16 protein-coding genes are annotated in these 19,968 nt (G+C 42.2%); all 16 read left to right on the top strand.

All coding sequences use genetic code 11. The features are described from left to right. Window positions 1-2: 2 nt before the first annotated feature. The 16 genes from rseP to JOC74_RS02705 all read left to right on the top strand — a co-directional run bounded on the left by rseP (window position 3) and on the right by JOC74_RS02705 (window position 19,964). Entirely contained in the window at window positions 3-1,271 is a 1,269-nt protein-coding gene (gene rseP, locus JOC74_RS02630) for an RIP metalloprotease RseP (RefSeq protein ID WP_098945200.1), read from the top strand. A gap of 23 nt (window positions 1,272-1,294) precedes the next feature. Further along, the gene (locus tag JOC74_RS02635; protein WP_053602839.1) at window positions 1,295-3,010 is read left to right on the top strand and encodes a proline--tRNA ligase; all 1,716 of its coding nucleotides are present in this window, start codon (window positions 1,295-1,297) and stop codon (window positions 3,008-3,010) included. 90 nt (window positions 3,011-3,100) lie between these two features. Further along, entirely contained in the window at window positions 3,101-7,444 is a 4,344-nt protein-coding gene (locus JOC74_RS02640; protein ID WP_053602840.1) for a PolC-type DNA polymerase III, read from the top strand. Window positions 7,445-7,783: 339 nt separating this feature from the next. After that, window positions 7,784-8,257 carry a ribosome maturation factor RimP gene (rimP, locus tag JOC74_RS02645; protein ID WP_053602841.1) on the top strand — a complete coding sequence of 158 codons (474 nt, stop codon included), beginning with the start codon at window positions 7,784-7,786 and terminating at the stop codon, window positions 8,255-8,257. 24 nt (window positions 8,258-8,281) lie between these two features. Continuing rightward, a complete protein-coding gene (nusA, locus tag JOC74_RS02650) occupies window positions 8,282-9,385 on the top strand; it encodes a transcription termination factor NusA (RefSeq protein ID WP_053602842.1) in 1,104 nt (367 codons plus the stop codon). 15 nt (window positions 9,386-9,400) lie between these two features. Beyond that, the gene (gene rnpM / locus JOC74_RS02655) at window positions 9,401-9,685 is read left to right on the top strand and encodes an RNase P modulator RnpM (RefSeq protein ID WP_082363746.1); all 285 of its coding nucleotides are present in this window, start codon (window positions 9,401-9,403) and stop codon (window positions 9,683-9,685) included. Beyond that, entirely contained in the window at window positions 9,678-9,980 is a 303-nt protein-coding gene (locus JOC74_RS02660) for a YlxQ family RNA-binding protein (protein ID WP_053605998.1), read from the top strand. Before rnpM ends, JOC74_RS02660 begins: the two co-directional genes overlap by 8 nt. Window positions 9,981-9,999: 19 nt before the next feature. Continuing rightward, complete coding sequence (gene infB / locus JOC74_RS02665) at window positions 10,000-12,147, top strand: translation initiation factor IF-2 (RefSeq protein WP_053602843.1); 2,148 nt, start codon at window positions 10,000-10,002, stop codon at window positions 12,145-12,147. Next, the gene (locus JOC74_RS02670) at window positions 12,144-12,422 is read left to right on the top strand and encodes a DUF503 domain-containing protein (RefSeq protein ID WP_053602844.1); all 279 of its coding nucleotides are present in this window, start codon (window positions 12,144-12,146) and stop codon (window positions 12,420-12,422) included. The genes infB and JOC74_RS02670 overlap by 4 nt, the downstream gene beginning before the upstream one ends. A 17-nt stretch (window positions 12,423-12,439) precedes the next feature. Continuing rightward, the gene (gene rbfA, locus JOC74_RS02675) at window positions 12,440-12,796 is read left to right on the top strand and encodes a 30S ribosome-binding factor RbfA (protein WP_053602845.1); all 357 of its coding nucleotides are present in this window, start codon (window positions 12,440-12,442) and stop codon (window positions 12,794-12,796) included. 134 nt (window positions 12,797-12,930) lie between these two features. Further along, the gene (truB, locus tag JOC74_RS02680; protein ID WP_082363749.1) at window positions 12,931-13,851 is read left to right on the top strand and encodes a tRNA pseudouridine(55) synthase TruB; all 921 of its coding nucleotides are present in this window, start codon (window positions 12,931-12,933) and stop codon (window positions 13,849-13,851) included. Window positions 13,852-13,874: 23 nt separating this feature from the next. Further along, the gene (ribF, locus tag JOC74_RS02685; protein ID WP_053602846.1) at window positions 13,875-14,861 is read left to right on the top strand and encodes a bifunctional riboflavin kinase/FAD synthetase; all 987 of its coding nucleotides are present in this window, start codon (window positions 13,875-13,877) and stop codon (window positions 14,859-14,861) included. A gap of 120 nt (window positions 14,862-14,981) precedes the next feature. Beyond that, window positions 14,982-15,251, top strand: coding sequence for a 30S ribosomal protein S15 (gene rpsO / locus JOC74_RS02690; protein ID WP_003154182.1), 270 nt, complete (start codon window positions 14,982-14,984; stop codon window positions 15,249-15,251). A 147-nt stretch (window positions 15,252-15,398) separates the two neighbouring features. Beyond that, window positions 15,399-17,516, top strand: a complete 2,118-nt coding sequence (gene pnp, locus JOC74_RS02695) for a polyribonucleotide nucleotidyltransferase (protein WP_053602847.1) — start codon at window positions 15,399-15,401, stop codon at window positions 17,514-17,516. Window positions 17,517-17,737: 221 nt separating this feature from the next. Continuing rightward, window positions 17,738-18,697 (top strand): polysaccharide deacetylase family protein, encoded by a 960-nt coding sequence (locus JOC74_RS02700; protein WP_053606000.1) that lies wholly within the window; start codon window positions 17,738-17,740, stop codon window positions 18,695-18,697. A gap of 37 nt (window positions 18,698-18,734) precedes the next feature. Continuing rightward, the gene (locus JOC74_RS02705) at window positions 18,735-19,964 is read left to right on the top strand and encodes a M16 family metallopeptidase (RefSeq protein WP_053602848.1); all 1,230 of its coding nucleotides are present in this window, start codon (window positions 18,735-18,737) and stop codon (window positions 19,962-19,964) included. Window positions 19,965-19,968: the final 4 nt, after the last annotated feature.

The following is a 19,968-nucleotide window of genomic DNA, read 5'->3' on the forward strand; positions in this document are numbered from 1 at the left end:
GTATGTTTGTGAACACGGTTATTGCGTTTATATTAATTTTTGGGACACTCGTTTTTATCCATGAGCTTGGACACTTGCTTCTTGCTCAAAGAGCAGGAATTCTTTGCCGGGAATTTGCCATCGGTTTTGGACCGAAAATTTTTTCCTTTAAAAAGAACGAAACAGTGTATACGATCAGGCTTCTTCCTGTTGGCGGATTTGTCCGCATGGCTGGTGAAGATCCGGAAATGCATGAACTAAAGCCCGGATATTCAATCGGGATGTTATTTAACAAGGAAGACAAAGTTGAGAAAATCGTATTAAATCAAAAAGAAAAATTTCCTGATGCGCTTATGCTTGAAGTAGAGCACGCGGATTTAGAGCACAAAATGACCATTACGGGCTATGAAGACGGAAATGAAGACAGCTTGAAGACGTTTTCTGTCAGTGAAACTTCCTATTTTCTCGTAGACGGTGAGCAGATCCAGATTGCCCCGTATAACAGGCAGTTCGGATCGAAAACGGTATGGCAAAGGATTAAAGCGATAGCTGCAGGACCATTAATGAATTTTGTATTGGCCTTCGTGCTTTTAATCATTATTGGATACGTACAAGGGGTACCTTCTGACGCGCCAAAACTTGGCAAGCTTGCGGATAATGGAGCGGCGATGGAAGCTGGGCTAAAGGAAGGCGACACTATCCTTACAATTAATGGGGAAAGAATGAGCTCATGGAAAGACGATGTCGTAAAGACTGTTCAGGAAAATCCGAATAAACCGTTAGAATTTGAAGTAAACCGCGCCGGCGAAACGATGGATGTGACGGTAACTCCTAAGCCGCAAACGGTTGAAGGCGAGACTGTTGGAATTATGGGAGTTTACAGACCGACAGAAAAAGGGTTCTTCAGCCCTTATGCGTATGCTGCCAATACAACGATCGAGAATTCCACGGCGATCATTCAACACTTAGGAAGGCTTGTGACAGGACAGGTTTCAATCGATGCGCTTGCCGGACCGGTGGGAATTTATGATATGACAGGTCAAGTGGCGCGGACAGGAATCATGAATCTGCTCTATTTTGCAGCATTTTTAAGTGTGAATCTTGGTGTCATCAATCTTCTTCCGATTCCGGCATTAGATGGAGGAAGACTTTTATTCTTACTTGTTGAAGCGGTTCGGGGCAAACCGATCAATCGCGAAAAAGAAGCCTTTGTCGTCTTTATTGGCGTTGCATTTTTAATGCTGCTTATGTTGGTTGTAACATGGAACGACATACAACGGCTGTTTTTATAATGAAGGATAGATGAGGTGCAAAAATGAGACAAAGCAAGACATTAATCCCGACTCTTAGGGAGGTTCCTGCTGATGCCGAAGCAAAGAGCCATCAGCTTTTGCTGAAAGCGGGATTTATCAGGCAAAATACGAGCGGTGTTTACAGCTATATGCCGCTCGCCTACCGAGTCATTCAAAACATTCAAACAATCGTTCGTGAAGAATTGGAGCGGATCGATGCTGTCGAAATACTAATGCCTGCCCTTCAACAGGCTGAAACGTGGCAGGAATCCGGGCGTTGGTATACGTACGGTTCGGAATTAATGAGGTTGAAGGATCGTAATGGGAGAGAATTTGCACTAGGGCCAACCCATGAAGAAGTGATTACGTCCTTAATCCGTGACGAAATTAAATCGTATAAGCGCCTGCCTCTTACTGTTTTTCAAATTCAAACGAAATTCCGCGATGAGAAGCGCCCTCGTTTTGGCTTGCTGCGCGGTCGTGAATTTATCATGAAGGATGCATATTCTTTTCATAGCGATCAGGACAGCCTCGATGTCACTTACAAAGACATGTATAACGCTTATACGAAAATTTTCACCAGATGCGAATTGAATTTCAGAGCTGTCATTGCTGACTCAGGAGCGATGGGGGGCAAGGATACTCACGAATTTATGGCATTGGCTGAGGTTGGTGAAGATACGATTGCATTTTCAGATTCGTCTTCTTATGCCGCCAACATTGAAATGGCAGAAGTGAGAGAAGAGGAAGTTTCTCTCACTGAAGAACCACTTTCCTTGGAGAAAATTTCAACCCCCGCAGTCAAAACGATTGAGGAAGCTGCAGACTTCTTCAAAGTGGATGTAAGCAAGTGTATAAAATCCATTTTGTTTAAAGCAGATGACCGGTATATTCTCGTTTTGGTTCGAGGAGACCATGAAATCAACGACATCAAAGTGAAAAACCTTGCCGACGCACAGGTTGTTGAAATGGCAAGTCCGGAAAAAGTCCGCGAATTAACTGGAGCAGACCCTGGTTCTATAGGACCTGTTCAACTGGATGATTCGATCGAGATTATTGCTGACCTTGCATTGAAAAACGTTGCAAATGGTGTAACGGGTGCTAATGAAACGGGTTATCATTATCAAAATGTCAATTTAGAACGAGATGCTTCGATCTCTAAATATGCTGATCTGCGATCTATCCGTGAAGGCGACCCGTCACCAGACGGTAAAGGAACAATTCAGTTTGCCCAGGGAATTGAAATTGGTCAAGTATTTAAATTAGGTACAAGATACAGTGAATCTATGAATTCCACTTATCTGGATGAAAACGGTCGTGCCAAGCCGATGATCATGGGATGTTACGGTGTTGGGATTTCAAGGACGCTCTCAGCAATCGCCGAACAGCACCATGACGAAAAAGGGTTGGTTTGGCCGGTAAGTGTAGCTCCATATGCGCTGCATCTGGTCGTTGTGAATGTGAAAAATGAGCCTCAAGTAAAGCTGGCCGAGGAGCTGTACGAAGCGTTTTTGACTCGGAAAATGGATGTGTTGTTCGATGATCGTGCAGAACGTGCTGGGGTGAAATTTGCCGATTCTGATTTAATCGGCCTGCCGCTTCGAGTCACAGTTGGGAAGCGGGCGGAAGAAGGAATTGTGGAGTTGAAAATCCGCAAGACCGGCGAGTCGTTTGACGTCCATATATCAGAACTTCCTGATCACGTCAATCACCATCTAATTGAACTGAAGAAAATTTAATGATCTGAGAAGGCCTCCGGGTGTTTCATTTCAATCGAATGTAAATTAAAATAGAAGGTACCTCGTCAATCCCTCGAGGTACCTTCTATTATGAATAAAAATAAGGGGGATCCGGCTTTGGAAGAAAAAAGGCCAGACAGCGGACAGCAATTTCAACTGTTGCTTGAGCAAATTCAAATATCAGATGAGTGGAAGAAGTCCCATTTTAAAGACGGACAAATCGAAAAGCTAACCGTCCATAAGTCAACAAAAACGTGGGAGTTTCAATTAAAACTCACGGACTTGCTGCCTCTGACAATTTATGATGCATTTATTCTTAAACTAAAGAATGCTTTTTCACATATTGCTGCTGTAAACTGTACCATTTCTGTCGAAAATCCGAACGTTCAATTGGGAATTGTTCAGGACTTTTGGGGAGCGTGTATTAACGGAATTGACGGAATATCCCCGCCGATTTATACATTGTTGAGTCAACAAAAACCCGTGCTTTCTGGAAATAAGCTTATTCTCAAGGCGAAAACAGATACTGAAGCGCAAGCGCTGAAGACAAAATACAGCCATTACATCCAGCAAAGCTACCGCCGTTTTGGTTTCCCGGAATTTATGATCGAGACTGAAATTTTTGTGTCGGAAGATGAGATTCAAAAATTCAAAGAACTTAAATTGGCAGAAGATAAAGAAAGAGCACATCAAGCGCTGATCGACATGGAGCGTATGGAAAAAGAAAGCTCCGACGATGCAGAACCATCCGGCCCGCTCGTACTAGGCTATCCGATCAAAGATGGCGAGGAGATCCGATCTCTAGACAGCATTATGGACGAGGAGCGGAGAATAACGATTCAAGGCTATGTGTTCGATGCTGAAACGAGAGAATTAAAAAGCGGCAGGACACTTTGTATTTTTAAAGTGACAGATTACACGGACAGCATCCTAGTAAAAATGTTCTCACGTGAAAAAGAAGATGCCCAATTGATGAAATCACTCAAAAAAGGTATGTGGGTCAAAGCGAGAGGAAGCATTCAAAACGACACGTTTGTAAGAGACCTAGTCATGATCGCAAATGATGTGAATGAAATCAAAGGGAAATCCCGTGAGGATACTTCTGAGAAAGGCAAAAAAAGAGTCGAACTCCACTTGCATTCTCCAATGAGTCAAATGGATGCCGTTACTGGTATTGAAAAGTATGTTCAGCAAGCAAAAAAATGGAACCATACAGCAATTGCAGTTACCGATCACGCAGTGGTTCAATCGTTTCCTGACGCCTATTCAGCCAGTAAAAAGCATGGCGTGAAAATGATCTATGGAGTGGAAGTCAACCTTGTCGATGACGGGATACCAATTGCTTACAATCCAACTCACAGGAATCTGGCAGAGGATACGTATGTCGTGTTTGACGTGGAAACTACCGGTCTTTCCGCTGTATATGACACGATCATTGAGCTTGCCGCAGTAAAAATCCATAACGGAGAAATCGTTGATCGATTCGAACGGTTTGCGAATCCCCATCATCCGTTATCCGCAACGACCATTGAATTGACAGGGATTACGGATGATATGGTTAAAGACGCGCCTGATGTGGATGTGATTATTCGGGAATTTAAAGAGTGGATAAAAGACGATATTTTAGTAGCGCACAATGCAAGCTTCGACATGGGCTTTCTGAACGTTGCTTATAAAAAGCTGTTAAAGACGGATAAAGCAGCGAATCCGGTCATTGATACGCTTGAGCTAGGTCGGTTTTTATATCCCGAATTCAAAAACCATCGGCTGAACACGCTTTGCAAAAAATTTGATATCGAATTGACACAGCACCATAGAGCCATTTACGATGCGGAAGCGACTGGATATTTATTATTAAAAATGCTGAAGGATGCTCAAGAAAAAGACATTCTGTTCCATGATCAGCTGAATGAAAACATGGGGCAATCCAATGCATACCAGAAATCAAGGCCGCATCATGCGACACTGCTTGCACAAAACGAAACGGGATTGAAAAATTTATTTAAGCTCGTTTCATTATCCCATATCGAATACTTTTACCGAGTTCCTAGAATACCAAGATCCCTGCTTGAAAAATACAGAGAAGGGCTATTAATTGGTTCAGGCTGCGATAAAGGGGAAGTATTTGAAGGAATGATGCAAAAATCACCTGATGAAGTAGAGGATATTGCTTCATTCTATGATTATATTGAGGTTCACCCGCCTGACGTATACCAGCATCTTTTAGAGCTGGAATTGGTACGGGATGAAAGAGCCTTAAAAGAAATCATATCCAATATTGTTAAGCTCGGAGACAAGTTAAACAAACCTGTTGTGGCAACAGGAAATGTCCATTATTTAGATCCTGAGGATAAAATATACCGCAAAATATTGATCAGCAGCATGGGCGGCGCAAATCCATTGAACCGCCATAAGCTTCCGAAAGTACATTTTCGGACGACTGACGAAATGCTCGCTTCTTTTTCATTTTTGGACAAGCAGAAAGCAGAAGAAATTGTGATAGAGAACTCGAATCAAATCAACGACATGATTGACGAGATTAAACCTATTAAAGATGATTTGTTCACACCAAAAATAGATGGTGCTGATGAAGAAATCAGGGAAATGAGCTATGCGCGTGCGAGGAGCATTTATGGTGACGATTTGCCGAAGATCGTTGAGGACCGCATTGAAAAAGAGTTGAAAAGTATCATCGGACACGGCTTTGCAGTCATCTACCTGATTTCGCACAAGCTTGTGAAGAAATCGCTCGATGACGGCTATCTTGTTGGATCAAGGGGGTCTGTGGGATCTTCTTTAGTCGCGACTTTGACGGAAATTACAGAAGTTAATCCGCTGCCGCCGCATTACGTGTGCCCGCACTGCAAGCAATCAGAATTTTTTAATGACGGTTCGGTAGGGTCAGGCTTTGATTTGCCCGATAAAGCTTGTCCAGGATGCGGGGCTGAGTACAGTAAAGACGGCCATGACATTCCGTTTGAAACATTTCTTGGCTTTAAAGGGGACAAAGTTCCCGATATTGATTTGAATTTCTCAGGCGAATATCAGCCAAGAGCTCACAATTATACGAAGGTTTTATTCGGTGAAGACAATGTGTACCGTGCTGGAACGATCGGAACAGTGGCAGAAAAAACAGCCTATGGCTACGTGAAGGGCTATGCAAGTGACCATAATCTGCACTATAGAGGCGCTGAAATCGACAGGCTCGTTCAAGGCTGCACCGGCGTAAAAAGAACCACAGGGCAGCATCCCGGGGGGATAATCGTTGTACCGGACTATATGGATATTTTTGATTTTTCTCCGATTCAGTTTCCTGCAGATGCCACTGGATCGGAATGGAAAACGACACATTTTGATTTCCATTCGATCCACGATAATCTGCTGAAGCTTGATATACTGGGACATGATGATCCAACAGTCATCAGAATGCTTCAGGATTTAAGCGGGATTGATCCGAAGACGATCCCGACCGATGATCCTGAGGTGATGAAAATATTCAGCGGGACAGAGCCTCTTGGAGTGACCGAGGAACAAATCATGTGTAAAACCGGAACGCTCGGCATACCGGAATTCGGAACAAAATTTGTCCGGCAAATGCTTGAAGATACAAAGCCGACAACCTTTTCCGAGTTGGTCCAGATCTCGGGACTTTCACACGGCACTGATGTTTGGCTCGGAAATGCCCAGGAGCTGATTCACAATTCGATTTGCGAATTAAGTGAAGTTATCGGGTGCCGGGATGATATTATGGTTTATTTGATCTATCAAGGCCTAGATCCGTCCCTTGCCTTCAAGATCATGGAGTTTGTCCGTAAAGGGAAAGGATTAAACCCCGAATGGGAAGAAGAAATGAAAGAAAATAATGTACCGAATTGGTACATTGATTCCTGTAAAAAAATCAAGTATATGTTTCCGAAGGCGCATGCTGCCGCCTATGTCCTTATGGCTGTACGGATCGCCTACTTTAAAGTTCATCATGCTTTGCTTTATTATGCTGCTTACTTTACGGTTAGAGCAGATGACTTTGATATTGATGCCATGATTAAAGGTTCAAATGCTATAAGAGCTGCAATTGAAGAAATCACGAGCAAAGGGCTTGACGCATCTGCCAAAGAAAAGAATTTGTTAACCGTGCTTGAGATCTCGCTTGAAATGGTTGAAAGAGGTTATTCTTTTCAGAAGGTGGACTTGTATAAATCAAGCGCCTCGGAATTTATTATTGAAGGAAAAACATTGATACCTCCATTTAACTCAATTCCGGGTCTCGGAACAAACGCAGCCTTAAATATCGTCAAAGCTCGTGAAGAAGGAGAATTTCTGTCGAAAGAAGATCTCCAAAAGCGAGGGAAGGTATCAAAAACCATATTGGAGTATCTTGATCGGCACGGCTGTTTAGAAGCATTGCCGGACCAAAATCAACTGTCACTGTTTTAATCTTTTTCGCTTATTTTGTTGCCATTGGTACTTCATTTGCATATCGATTTTGGTTATGATATAGTTTTAATGGAAATCCTGATGTTTTTTTGGCAAAGAGTGGGGAAACCCGCTCTTTTGTATTGAGCAGGCAATTGATCTGCAATCGTTTTTAGTATGAACCCCGATCAGGGGATTTTCAATCTACATTTGATCAACTGCCAGTAAATGCTTCGGTTGGTCACCAGTGGGTATGTATTCATTCCATTGGCAAGGTTCACTTTATGTATCCCTGCTCCTTGTAAAAGGCAGGGTTTTTATTCACCGTGATACGTTTTGTACGGTCGCTAGGAGGAAAAAATGAGCAAAAAAGTAATTGATATTGTTGAAGAGATGGTTCTGCCTATCCTGCAAAATCTCCAGCTTGAACTTGTAGACGTTGAGTTTGTCAAAGAAGGTCAAAACTGGTTCCTTCGTGTATTTATTGATTCGGAAAACGGTGTGGACATTGAAGAGTGCGCGAATGTAAGCGAAGCATTAAGCGAAAAGCTTGACAAGGCAGACCCTATCAAGCAAAATTATTTTCTTGAGGTTTCCTCGCCCGGAGCTGAACGTCCGTTGAAAAAAAGGGCAGACTTTGAAAAATCCATTTCAAAAAACGTTTACATAAAAACGTATGAACCGATTGACGGAGTAAAGGTCTTTGAAGGAGAACTGAGCGGATTTGACGGGGAAGTAGTAACTGTCACAATCAAGATCAAAACGAGAAAAAAACAAATCAACATTCCTTATGAAAAAATCGCAAGTGCAAGATTGGCTGTTTCATTCCATTAATGATTAAAGGGGGAGCGTTTAAGCATGAGCAGTGAATTGTTGGATGCCCTGACTGTTCTAGAAAAAGAAAAAGGGATCAGTAAAGAAATTATTATCGATGCCATTGAGGCGGCTTTGATCTCGGCTTACAAACGAAACTTTAACCAGGCTCAAAATGTCCGCGTCGATCTAAATCGCGTAAGCGGAACAATTAGGGTATTTGCTAGAAAAGACGTCGTCGATGAAGTATATGATCCGAGGCTAGAGATTTCTATCGACGACTCCAGAAAGATTAATCCGAATTATATAAGCGGTGATGTCGTAGAAATTGAAGTAACACCAAAGGATTTCGGCCGGATTGCAGCCCAAACTGCAAAACAGGTGGTTACCCAGCGTGTAAGAGAAGCCGAGCGCGGAGTAATTTATAATGAATTCATCGATCGCGAAGAGGACATAATGACAGGCATTGTTCAGAGAATCGATCATAAATTCATTTATGTTTCGTTAGGAAAAATTGAAGCGATTTTACCGGTAAATGAACAAATGCCGAACGAAAGCTATAAACCGCATGATCGGATAAAAGTATTTATCACAAAAGTGGAGAAAACGACGAAAGGTCCGCAAATCTACGTTTCTAGAACACATCCTGGACTTTTGAAGCGATTATTTGAAATTGAAGTACCGGAAATTTATGATGGAACAGTGGAACTTATGTCAGTTGCAAGAGAAGCTGGCGACCGTTCAAAAATTTCCGTCCGTACAGATGATCCTGATGTCGATCCGGTAGGCTCCTGTGTTGGACCGAAAGGACAGCGAGTTCAAGCCATTGTAAATGAGCTGAAAGGCGAAAAAATCGATATTGTCCAATGGTCAAATGATCCAGTGGAATTTGTGGCCAATGCTTTAAGCCCATCAAAGGTGATCGAGGTTCTCGTCAATGAGGAGGACAAAGCGACAACTGTGATCGTACCGGATTACCAGCTTTCATTAGCCATAGGTAAAAGGGGGCAAAATGCCCGTCTTGCAGCGAAGCTAACAAACTGGAAAATCGATATTAAGAGCGAGACGGATGCTGCAGAGCTAGGTTTATTATCAAACGAACAGGACGAATTTGTTTCTGAAGCTCCATCTTCCGAACAGGATGAATAAGAGGGGTGATTTTGGGTGAAAAGCAAGAAAAAAATTCCTTTGCGAAAATGTATCGTGACAGGAGAAATGATGCCTAAAAAGGAACTCATCCGAATTGTCAGATCCAAAGAAGGAGACATATCCGTCGATCCTACTGGCAAAAAAAATGGCCGTGGCGCGTATTTGACACTTACTGAAGAAAGTATTCTCACGGCGCAGAAAAAAAATATCCTGTCAAAACAATTTCAAACAAAAATTGATGATGAGATATACGATCAATTATTAGAATTAGCGAAAAAGGGAAACAATGCAAATGGATAATAACAACTGGTTTCCCTTGCTGGGTCTAGCATATCGGGCACGGAAGGTCGTTACTGGTGAAGAGTCAGTCATTAAAGAAATTCGGAGTACCTCTGCAAAAATCGTATTGCTTAGTGATGACGCTTCAGCAAATACGGCTAAAAAAGTAACGGACAAATGCAAATACTACAATATTCCTTATAAACGAGTATCAAACCGCGAGATTCTTGGCCAGGCAATCGGCAAGGATTCGAGAGTTGTGGTAGCCGTCACTGACCAAGGATTTGCGAAAAAGTTACTAAACTTGCTCGATTAATTTTTTTGGGGGTGAACGAATGGCTAAAATGAGAGTTTATGAATACGCGAAAACAATAAATGTATCAAGCAAGGATATTTTAACGACTCTGAAAGATTTGGATATGGAAGTAAACAACCATATGGCTATGATCGATGAGAATGTTATCAAACAGTTGGATGGGAAATTTAAAACAAACGGCGGATCGCCTGCCGGAAAACAATCTGCCCCTGATAAAAAGCAGGGAGCGCAACCGAACAAAGTCCAACAGATTACTGCAAATCAAAACAAAAACCGCAACGGAAAGAAGAATGACGTGCAAAATATACAAAATAACAACAAAAACAAGAAAAACAATAAAAACAACAAAAAAAATAATAAACGAAATAATAATCAACAAAATAATTTTAAGCAGCCAAAGCCTGTAAAAGCACTTCCTGAAAAAATCACTTTTACAAACAGCAAATCGGTGGGGGCACTGGCAGAAGAATTAGGCAGAGAGCCTTCTGAAATCATTAAAAAACTTATGCTGCTTGGTGTTATGGCTACAATCAACCAAGACCTCGATAAAGATACGGTAGAGCTTATCGCTGCAGAATACGGCGTTGAAGTAGAAGAAGTCATTGTTTTGGAAGAAACCGAGCTTGAAAAATATGAAGAGCCTGAAACGGAAGAGAATCTAGAGATCAGGCCGCCGGTTGTTACGATTATGGGACACGTCGACCACGGGAAAACGACTTTGCTTGACAGCATCCGGAAAACGAAGGTCGCCCTTGGAGAAGCTGGCGGTATTACCCAGCATATCGGTGCCTACCAAATTGAAGATGACGGCAAAAAAATTACGTTCCTTGATACCCCGGGACACGCAGCATTTACAACGATGCGTGCTCGCGGAGCGGAAGTAACTGACATTACAATATTAGTGGTAGCTGCGGACGACGGCGTAATGCCGCAAACTGTGGAGGCAATTAACCATGCAAAAGCTGCCGAAGTTCCTATTATTGTAGCTGTAAACAAAATAGACAAACCTGGAGCAAATCCAGATCGCGTGATGCAAGAGCTGACTGAGCATGGGCTCGTGCCTGAAAGCTGGGGCGGAGAAACGATCTTTGTACCTCTTTCTGCATTAAATGGAGAAGGTATTGATGAATTAATCGAAATGATTCTTCTTGTGAGTGAAGTAGAAGAATTGAAGGCTGACCCTAATCGCAGGGCAAAAGGAACCGTCATTGAAGCTGAGCTTGATAAAGGCCGCGGCTCAGTCGCAACGCTTTTAGTTCAGACAGGAACGCTTAACGTTGGAGATCCTATCGTTGTCGGAAATTCCTTCGGCCGCGTCCGTGCGATGGTAAACGACATTGGCAGACGTGTGAAAACGGCCGGTCCATCTACCCCTGTTGAAATAACAGGTTTAAATGATGTTCCGAATGCTGGCGACCAGTTCCTAGTATTTAAAGACGAAAAAACAGCCCGTCAAGTAGGAGAGGCGCGTGCTTCGAAACAAATGGAAGAGCAGCGATCTGATAAAGCGAAGCTCAGCTTAGATGATTTGTTTGAACAAATCAAGCAGGGGGACGTTAAGGATATTAATCTTGTCGTGAAAGCTGACGTTCAAGGTTCTGCCGAAGCCCTTACCGCATCCCTTCAAAAAATCGAAGTAGAAGGCGTCAAGGTAAAAATCATTCACACAGGCGTTGGAGCGATCACCGAATCGGATATTATTTTAGCTTCTGCTTCAAATGCGATTGTAATCGGCTTTAACGTTCGTCCGGATGGCAATGCCAAAAAAACGGCAGATTCTGAAAACGTCGATATCCGTCTTCACCGGATCATTTATAAAGTCATTGAGGAAATTGAGTCCGCAATGAAAGGGATGCTTGATCCAGAATACGAGGAAAAAGTGATCGGCCAAGTGGAAGTCCGCCAAACGTTTAAAGTGTCCAGAATCGGAACAATTGCCGGTGGATACGTGACAGAAGGCTCGATTACTAGAGACAGCGGGATCCGCTTGATTCGTGACGGCGTTGTTATTTATGAAGGCGAAGTAGACGTCTTGAAACGCTATAAAGATGACGTAAAGGAAGTATCACAAGGATACGAATGCGGAATCACAATAAAAAAATACAATGATATACGGGAAGGCGATGTACTAGAGGCGTATGTCATGCAAGAAATTGAAAGAAAATGATCGGCTGCGTCACATGTGAATGCATGATATATGATGCGTCATCCTTAAAGGATAAACGTTCGGTGCTCAAGCGGATTATCACAAGAGTCCGAGCAAAGTTCAATGTGTCAATTTCTGAAGTTGATTATCAGGACACTTGGCAAAGGACCAGTCTTGCAATTGCAGCGGTATCTTCTTCTCGCGTTCAAACGGAAAAGGAATTACAGAAAGTATTGGACTTTATCGATTCCTTTCCGGAAATTGAACGGACAATTACCGAAACTGAATGGTTTTAATAGAAAGGTGATTAGGAATGAGTATTAGAGCCACCCGTATTGGTGAACAAATGAAAAAAGAATTAGGCGACATCATTGGAAGAAAGCTTAAAGACCCAAGAATCGGCTTTATAACTGTTACAGATGTCAGAGTCACCGGCGATTTGCAAAATGCAAAAGTGTATATCTCAGTTCTTGGAAATGAAGAACAGAGAGAAGCGACCCTTCGCAGCCTTGCAAAAGCAAAAGGGTTTATACGGTCTGAAATTGGAAACAGGATCAGGCTTAGAAAAACGCCAGAACTTTCGTTTGAATTTGACGAGTCGATTGATTACGGGAATCGAATCGAAACACTTATTCACGAAATTAACGATGATAAAGATACAGAAAAATAGCGGGTGGATTCAGCCTGGAAAAATCAGCCAAAAAGGATGGAACGAATAGCAGTCCATCCTTTTTTGCAGCATGTAAAAACATAAGCTTGCCAGGAATCGGCAAGTTTATTTACATAAGGAGTGTTAGAATCGCGTTGAATGGAGTACTTCTTTTACATAAGCCGGTCGGTTGGACATCTCATGATTGTGTTATGAAGGTGCGTAAACTCTTCCAAACGAAAAAAGCAGGCCATACCGGCACGCTTGACCCTGAAGTTGAAGGTGTTTTGCCAATTTGTATTGGCAAAGCAACAAAAATAGTGGAGTATCTGACCGAAAAATCCAAATCTTATGATGCAGAGGTTACCCTCGGAATCTCTACAACGACAGAGGATCAAACCGGAGATATTATCACGAAAAAGCCAGTTGCCACAACCATTAGTGAAGCAATGATCGACGATGTTTTAGAAAAATTGACAGGGAATATCAGTCAAATCCCGCCGATGTATTCAGCAGTTAAAGTAAACGGGAAAAAGCTTTACGAGTATGCTCGTGCAGGAATTGAAATCGAAAGGCCGGAAAGAACTGTAACGATCCATGAATTGAAGCGAACGTCGGATATTAATCAGAACGACAGCAAAGTTTCTTTCCGTTTCAGAGTACATTGCTCAAAAGGGACGTATGTAAGAACTTTAGCTGTTACGATAGGAGAGATGCTCGGATATCCTGCGCATATGTCCCATTTGGTTCGGACGGCATCAGGGGATTTTACTTTAGATGAATGTGTTACATTTGAAGAAATAATAGAAAAAATTGAAACCGGCGTTAAGGATGATCTTTTGCTGCCGATCGAACGAGCACTTAATCATTTGCCGAAATGGGTAATAAGTGATACATTAGCTAAGAAAGTAGAAAACGGCGCTGTACTGGAAATTCCCGAACAGTTCCGGAACTTAGGGGAAAGCGATAGAGTAGTTATTTATTCAAAAGAAGGCTTATGCATGGCTATTTACCAGCTGCACCCTTCAAAACCGGGACTGCTCAAACCTGCGAAAGTACTGGCAGGAAACTCGTAAAGATTAGAAAAGGTGAACGTTCTGTGAAGACAATACATATTTCTCATCCTCATTCATTTACCCGGGGGGATCTCCCAGAGACTGTCATGGCATTAGGCTATTTTGACGGTGTTCACCTTGGCCACCAAAAAGTCATTCAAACAGCCAAGGACATCGCAGAGCTGGAAAAGCGAAAGACGGCAGTCATGACGTTCTACCCTCATCCAACATCCGTTTTAAAAAAGGAAAGCGAGCCGAAGGATGTTATCACTCCCATTCGGGAAAAAGAACGTTTGATTGAGTCATTAGGTGTTGATATCCTTTATATTGTTGAATTTACTCCTATTTTTGCATCGCTTACTCCCCAGGAATTTGTCGATAACTATATCATAAACTTGAATGTGAAGCACATCACAGCAGGTTTTGATTTTTCATTTGGTCACATGGGGAAAGGAAACATGGAGAATTTCCCTTCATTTTCAAGGGATGCCGTCAAAAGTACGACAGTAAAAAGATTGAGCCGCGATGACAGCAAAATAAGCTCAACCTTAATTCGACAAGCATTGAAGAGCGGGGACGTACAGCTGGCTGCAGAGCTGCTTGGCAGGCCGCACTACGTAAAAGGCACAGTTATTCACGGTGATAAGAGGGGGAGGACGATCGGTTTTCCGACAGCCAATACCGAACTTTCAGATCCATATATTGTCCCGCCGACAGGTGTTTATTCGGTAATAGCTGAATTGGACGGCAAGGCGATTAAAGGTGTTTGTAATATAGGTTATAAGCCAACTTTTAAAAAAGAGCGGGCCTCTTTGCCCTCTATTGAAGTTCACTTATTTAACTTCGATGAAATGATTTATGGAAAAGAATTAACGATCAATTGGATGAAGAGAATCAGAAGTGAACAAAAATTTAATGGCATTAATGAATTAATTGAGCAAATCTCAAAAGATAAGGAACAAGCATACGAAGATTTAAAACGCTTTGATGAAAAGCTTCCGATGTGCAAAAGTTCTGAGAGAACAACTTGATTTTTGTGTCAAGGGTTGGTATGATAGTATCCGTAGCTTTAAAACCATTGCTTGGCAATTCGAATCACCGACGATTGCTGGGTAATTGGGGCTAATTATGAAATTGGAGGTGAAACAAGGATGGCCATTACTCAAGAGCGTAAAAATCAACTCATCAGTGAGTTCAAAACTCATGAATCTGACACTGGTTCTCCAGAGGTTCAGATTGCTATCCTAACAGATTCGATTAACAATTTGAACGAGCACCTACGCACACACAAAAAAGATCACCATTCACGTCGCGGTCTTTTAAAAATGGTAGGGAAACGCCGTAATCTGTTAACGTACTTACGTAATAAAGACGTAACACGTTATCGTGAGTTAATCAATAAACTAGGTTTACGTCGATAATCACAAAAAGCGGGAGTTTTCCCGCTTTTTTATCGTATAAAAACATTTGCCGGGCTTACATAATGATAACTAGTGATATGATAAATTTATCTCGGCCATAATAGGACTACCATCCAAATCATAAAAAGAGAGGAGCCAAGAATCGAAATGGGACAAGATAAACATGTCTTTACCTTAGACTGGGCCGGAAGAACATTAACTGTTGAAACCGGCCAGCTGGCAAAACAAGCAAACGGCGCAGTAATGATCCGATATGGGGAAACAGCTGTTCTTAGTACAGCAACTGCCTCTAAGGAGCCGAAAGCGGTCAGCTTCTTTCCTTTAACAGTAAATTACGAGGAAAGGCTTTATGCAGTCGGTAAAATCCCCGGAGGATTTATTAAGAGAGAAGGAAGGCCAAGTGAAAAAGCAATATTGGCAAGTCGTTTAATTGACCGTCCGATTCGGCCATTGTTTGCAGACGGATTCCGAAATGAAGTACAGGTCGTCAGCATCGTAATGAGTGTGGATCAGGATTGTTCTTCAGAAATGGCAGCCATGTTCGGCTCATCTCTCGCTCTGTGTGTTTCAGATATTCCATTTGAAGGCCCGATTGCCGGAGTGACTGTAGGAAGAGTAAACGGTGAAATGATCATTAATCCCAATGTCAAACAGCTGGAAGAAAGCGATATCCATTTAATCGTTGCCGGGACGAAGGATGCCATTAACATGGTTGAAGCTGGTGCTGATGAAGTGCCTGAAGAAGTCATGCTTGAAGCAATTATGTTCGGCCATGAGGAAATTAAGCGATTAATTGCGTTCCAAGAAGAAATCGCGGCGGCAATTGGGAAAGAAAAAGCAAAAATTGACCTCTATGAAATTGATTCACAGCTCGTAAGCGAAGTGAAATCGGTCGCAGAAAAAGATTTGCTAGCTGCGATCAAGGTACACGAAAAGCATGCCCGCGAAGATGCAATTACTGAAGTGAAAAATCAAGTTGTTGCAAAGTTTGAAGAAGAAGAACATGATGAAGCAACGATTAATCAAGTAAAGGATATCCTTTCAAAACTTGTGAAAGACGAAGTTCGCCGTCTCATTACAGAAGAAAAAATCCGTCCGGATGGAAGGGGTCTTGAAGAAATTCGCCCACTGTCATCCGAGGTTGGGCTGCTTTCGCGCACCCACGGTTCAGGATTATTTACAAGGGGACAGACCCAAGCGCTCAGTATTTGTACGTTAGGTGCTCTTGGGGACGTTCAAATTTTGGATGGCCTTGGCGTAGAAGAATCAAAACGGTTTATGCACCACTACAACTTTCCGCAATTCAGTGTCGGTGAAACAGGTCCAATGCGCGGGCCAGGACGACGTGAAATCGGCCACGGTGCATTAGGTGAGCGGGCACTTGAGCCTGTGATCCCTTCCGAAAAGGATTTCCCATACACCGTGCGTCTAGTGTCAGAGGTATTGGAATCTAATGGATCGACGTCCCAGGCAAGTATTTGCGCCAGCACATTGGCTATGATGGACGCCGGAGTTCCAATCAAAGCACCGGTTGCCGGAATTGCTATGGGTCTCGTCAAATCAGGCGATTTTTACTCAGTCCTTACAGACATTCAAGGAATGGAAGACGCATTAGGCGACATGGACTTTAAAGTGGCCGGTACTGCAAACGGGGTAACTGCCCTGCAAATGGACATTAAGATTGAAGGATTGTCCAGAGAGATTTTAGAAGAAGCGCTTCAGCAAGCTAAAATCGGCAGAATGGAAATTTTAAAAAGCATGCTGGCAACTCTTGGTGAATCCAGGACGGAGCTCTCTCCTTATGCACCGAAAATCTTAACGATGTATATTAATCCTGATAAAATCCGTGATGTTATCGGACCAAGCGGAAAACAAATTAATAAAATCATCGAAGATACCGGTGTGAAAATTGATATTGAACAAGATGGAACCATTTTTATCTCATCTACTGATGAAAGCATGAATCAAAAAGCTAAAAAAATCATTGAAGATTTGGTGAGAGAAGTTGAAGTGGGGCAAATGTATCTTGGAAAAGTCAAACGCATTGAAAAATTCGGTGCCTTTGTTGAACTTTTCAGCGGAAAAGACGGTCTTGTTCACATATCTGAACTCGCGCTTGAGCGTGTAGGGAAAGTTGAAGATGTTGTCAAAATCGGTGATGAAATCCTGGTTAAAGTAACCGAAATTGACAAGCAAGGAAGAGTAAACCTGTCCCGCAAAGTTGTATTAAGAGAACAAAAAGAAAAAGAAGAGCAAAACTCCTAAGGTTTTTTCAGGAAAACCATTACTAGCGGATCAAGCGGACTTCTCCCGCCCGTTTGGATGAAATGCGGGAGTTGTTTATGCCGCTAAAAGTTCTGATGCTTACTAGTGAAGCAAAAAAGTTAGAAGCCTGGGAGACCCGGCTTCTTTGTTTTTCCTGGCAAGGTTCTACCTCGTCCTTTTTTCACATAGCTTGTGAATGAGAAGGAGGAGGACTTGCTTTGATAAAAAGAAAAGTGACTGCGTTCGTCTGTTTTTTGTTTATTTTATTTGTCAGCATTCAAACCATAATCGATATCCCTTCTTTATTCATAATTGGCAAAACTCCTAATGAAAATACAACGCCCGCAGTTAGCCGAAACCCACTATATTTGGAGATTTCAAACGAAGCGGGAAAATATGAAAGAAAACCTCAAGATGCAAAGGTCGATCAAATTTGGAAAGCGATACCCGGATACAATGGCATAAAAGTAAATGTGGAAAAATCTTATCAGAAAATGAAGAAGAATGGCACATTTGATAAAGAATTGCTAGTATATGACCAAATCAAGCCGCGCATTCATTTAAATGACCTGGGTTCAGCTCCAATCTATAAAGGACATCCTGATAAACCTATGGTGACCTTTTTAATTAATGTTGCCTGGGGCAATGAGTACTTAGAAAAAATGCTTCCAGTATTAAAAAAACATCAAGTGAAAGCGACGTTTTTTCTTGAGGGAAAATGGACGAAAAATAATCCTGAGCTTGCAAAAAAAATCGTGAAAGCCGGGCACGAAATCGGAAACCATTCATACAATCATCCAGATATGAGCAAACTGACAAAGAATCGAATTGCGGAACAGTTAACCAGCACAAATAGCCAGATTAAAGAAACACTTGGAGTGACAGTGAAATGGTTTGCGCCCCCGAGCGGCAGCTACCGGCAAGATGTGGTTGAGATTGCGTCCAGCAAGGGCATGGGAACCATTATGTGGACAGTGGATACGATCGATTGGCGAAAGCCGTCACCGGATGTGTTAATCAACCGAGTATTAAGCAAAGTACATAATGGAGCTATGATATTGATGCATCCTACAGCTTCTTCATCAAGAAGCCTTGAATCACTTATCATTCAACTAAAAAAGAAAGGCTACTCACTCGGAACCGTTACGGATTTAATGGATGAAACTAGAATCATTAATTAAGTGAAATGTCGGTCCGGCTGAAATAGGAGGAACAACAATGATTAAACAATATACATGCAATAATGGTGTTCGAGTGGTTTTAGAAAACAACCCTACCGTTCGGTCTGTTGCTATAGGTGTATGGATCGGAACTGGTTCGAGATACGAAACACCAGATAACAACGGAATTTCCCATTTTATTGAACATATGCTTTTTAAGGGTACAAAAAACCGTTCGGCCAGAGAGATCGCTGAAGCTTTCGACCGAATCGGCGGCCAGGTCAATGCGTTTACGTCAAAAGAGTATACTTGTTATTATGCGAAGGTCTTGGATGAGCATGCAAGCTATGCTCTCGATATCTTAGCGGATATGTTTTTTCATTCAACATTTGATCGCGAAGAGCTGAGGAAAGAAAAAAATGTAGTCTATGAAGAAATTAAAATGTACGAAGATACTCCGGATGACATCGTTCATGACCTGTTAAGCAAATCGGTATATGAGAATCATCCGTTAGGATATCCGATTTTAGGAACCGAAGAATCACTAGGCACTTTTGATGAAGATCATATTCGTTCATATATGGATAAATATTATTCGCCCGACAAAGTGGTTGTGTCAATTGCCGGAAATGTAGATGAGGCGTTTATTAAAAACGTAGAAGCTCATTTCGGAGCTTATGAATCTGCAAGTTCTCCAGAAACACTTGCCGAACCCACTTTTTTCCAACAAAAATTAAGCAGAAAAAAAGAGACAGAACAGGCACATTTATGCTTAGGTTTTAAAGGGTTGGAAGTCGGCCATAAACGCATTTATGATTTAATTGTACTTAACAATATCCTTGGAGGAAGCATGAGCAGCAGGCTGTTTCAAGAGGTTAGGGAGGACAAAGGCCTCGCTTACTCGATTTACAGCTATCACAGCTCGTTTCGGGATAGCGGCATGCTGACGATATACGGCGGAACAGGCGCCAATCAGCTGCAGGTACTGTACGAGACGATTCATGAAACGCTTCATACGCTTAAAAAAGACGGCATCACCGAAAAAGAGCTTGAAAACAGCAAGGAGCAGATGAAGGGCAGCCTGATGCTGAGCCTGGAAAGCACGAATAGTAAAATGAGCAGGAATGGAAAGAACGAGCTGATTTTACGGAAGCATAAAACGATGGATGAAATTTTGGAAGAATTGAACCGTGTAAGTATGGAGAGTGTCAACCAGCTTACTAATCAGTTGTTTACAGATGAATATGCTCTTGCTTTGATCAGCCCGAGCGGAGACTTGCCAATGTAAAAAA

This window comes from Bacillus capparidis (assembly GCF_017832095.1).
Classification (GTDB): domain Bacteria; phylum Bacillota; class Bacilli; order Bacillales; family Bacillaceae; genus Bacillus; species Bacillus gobiensis.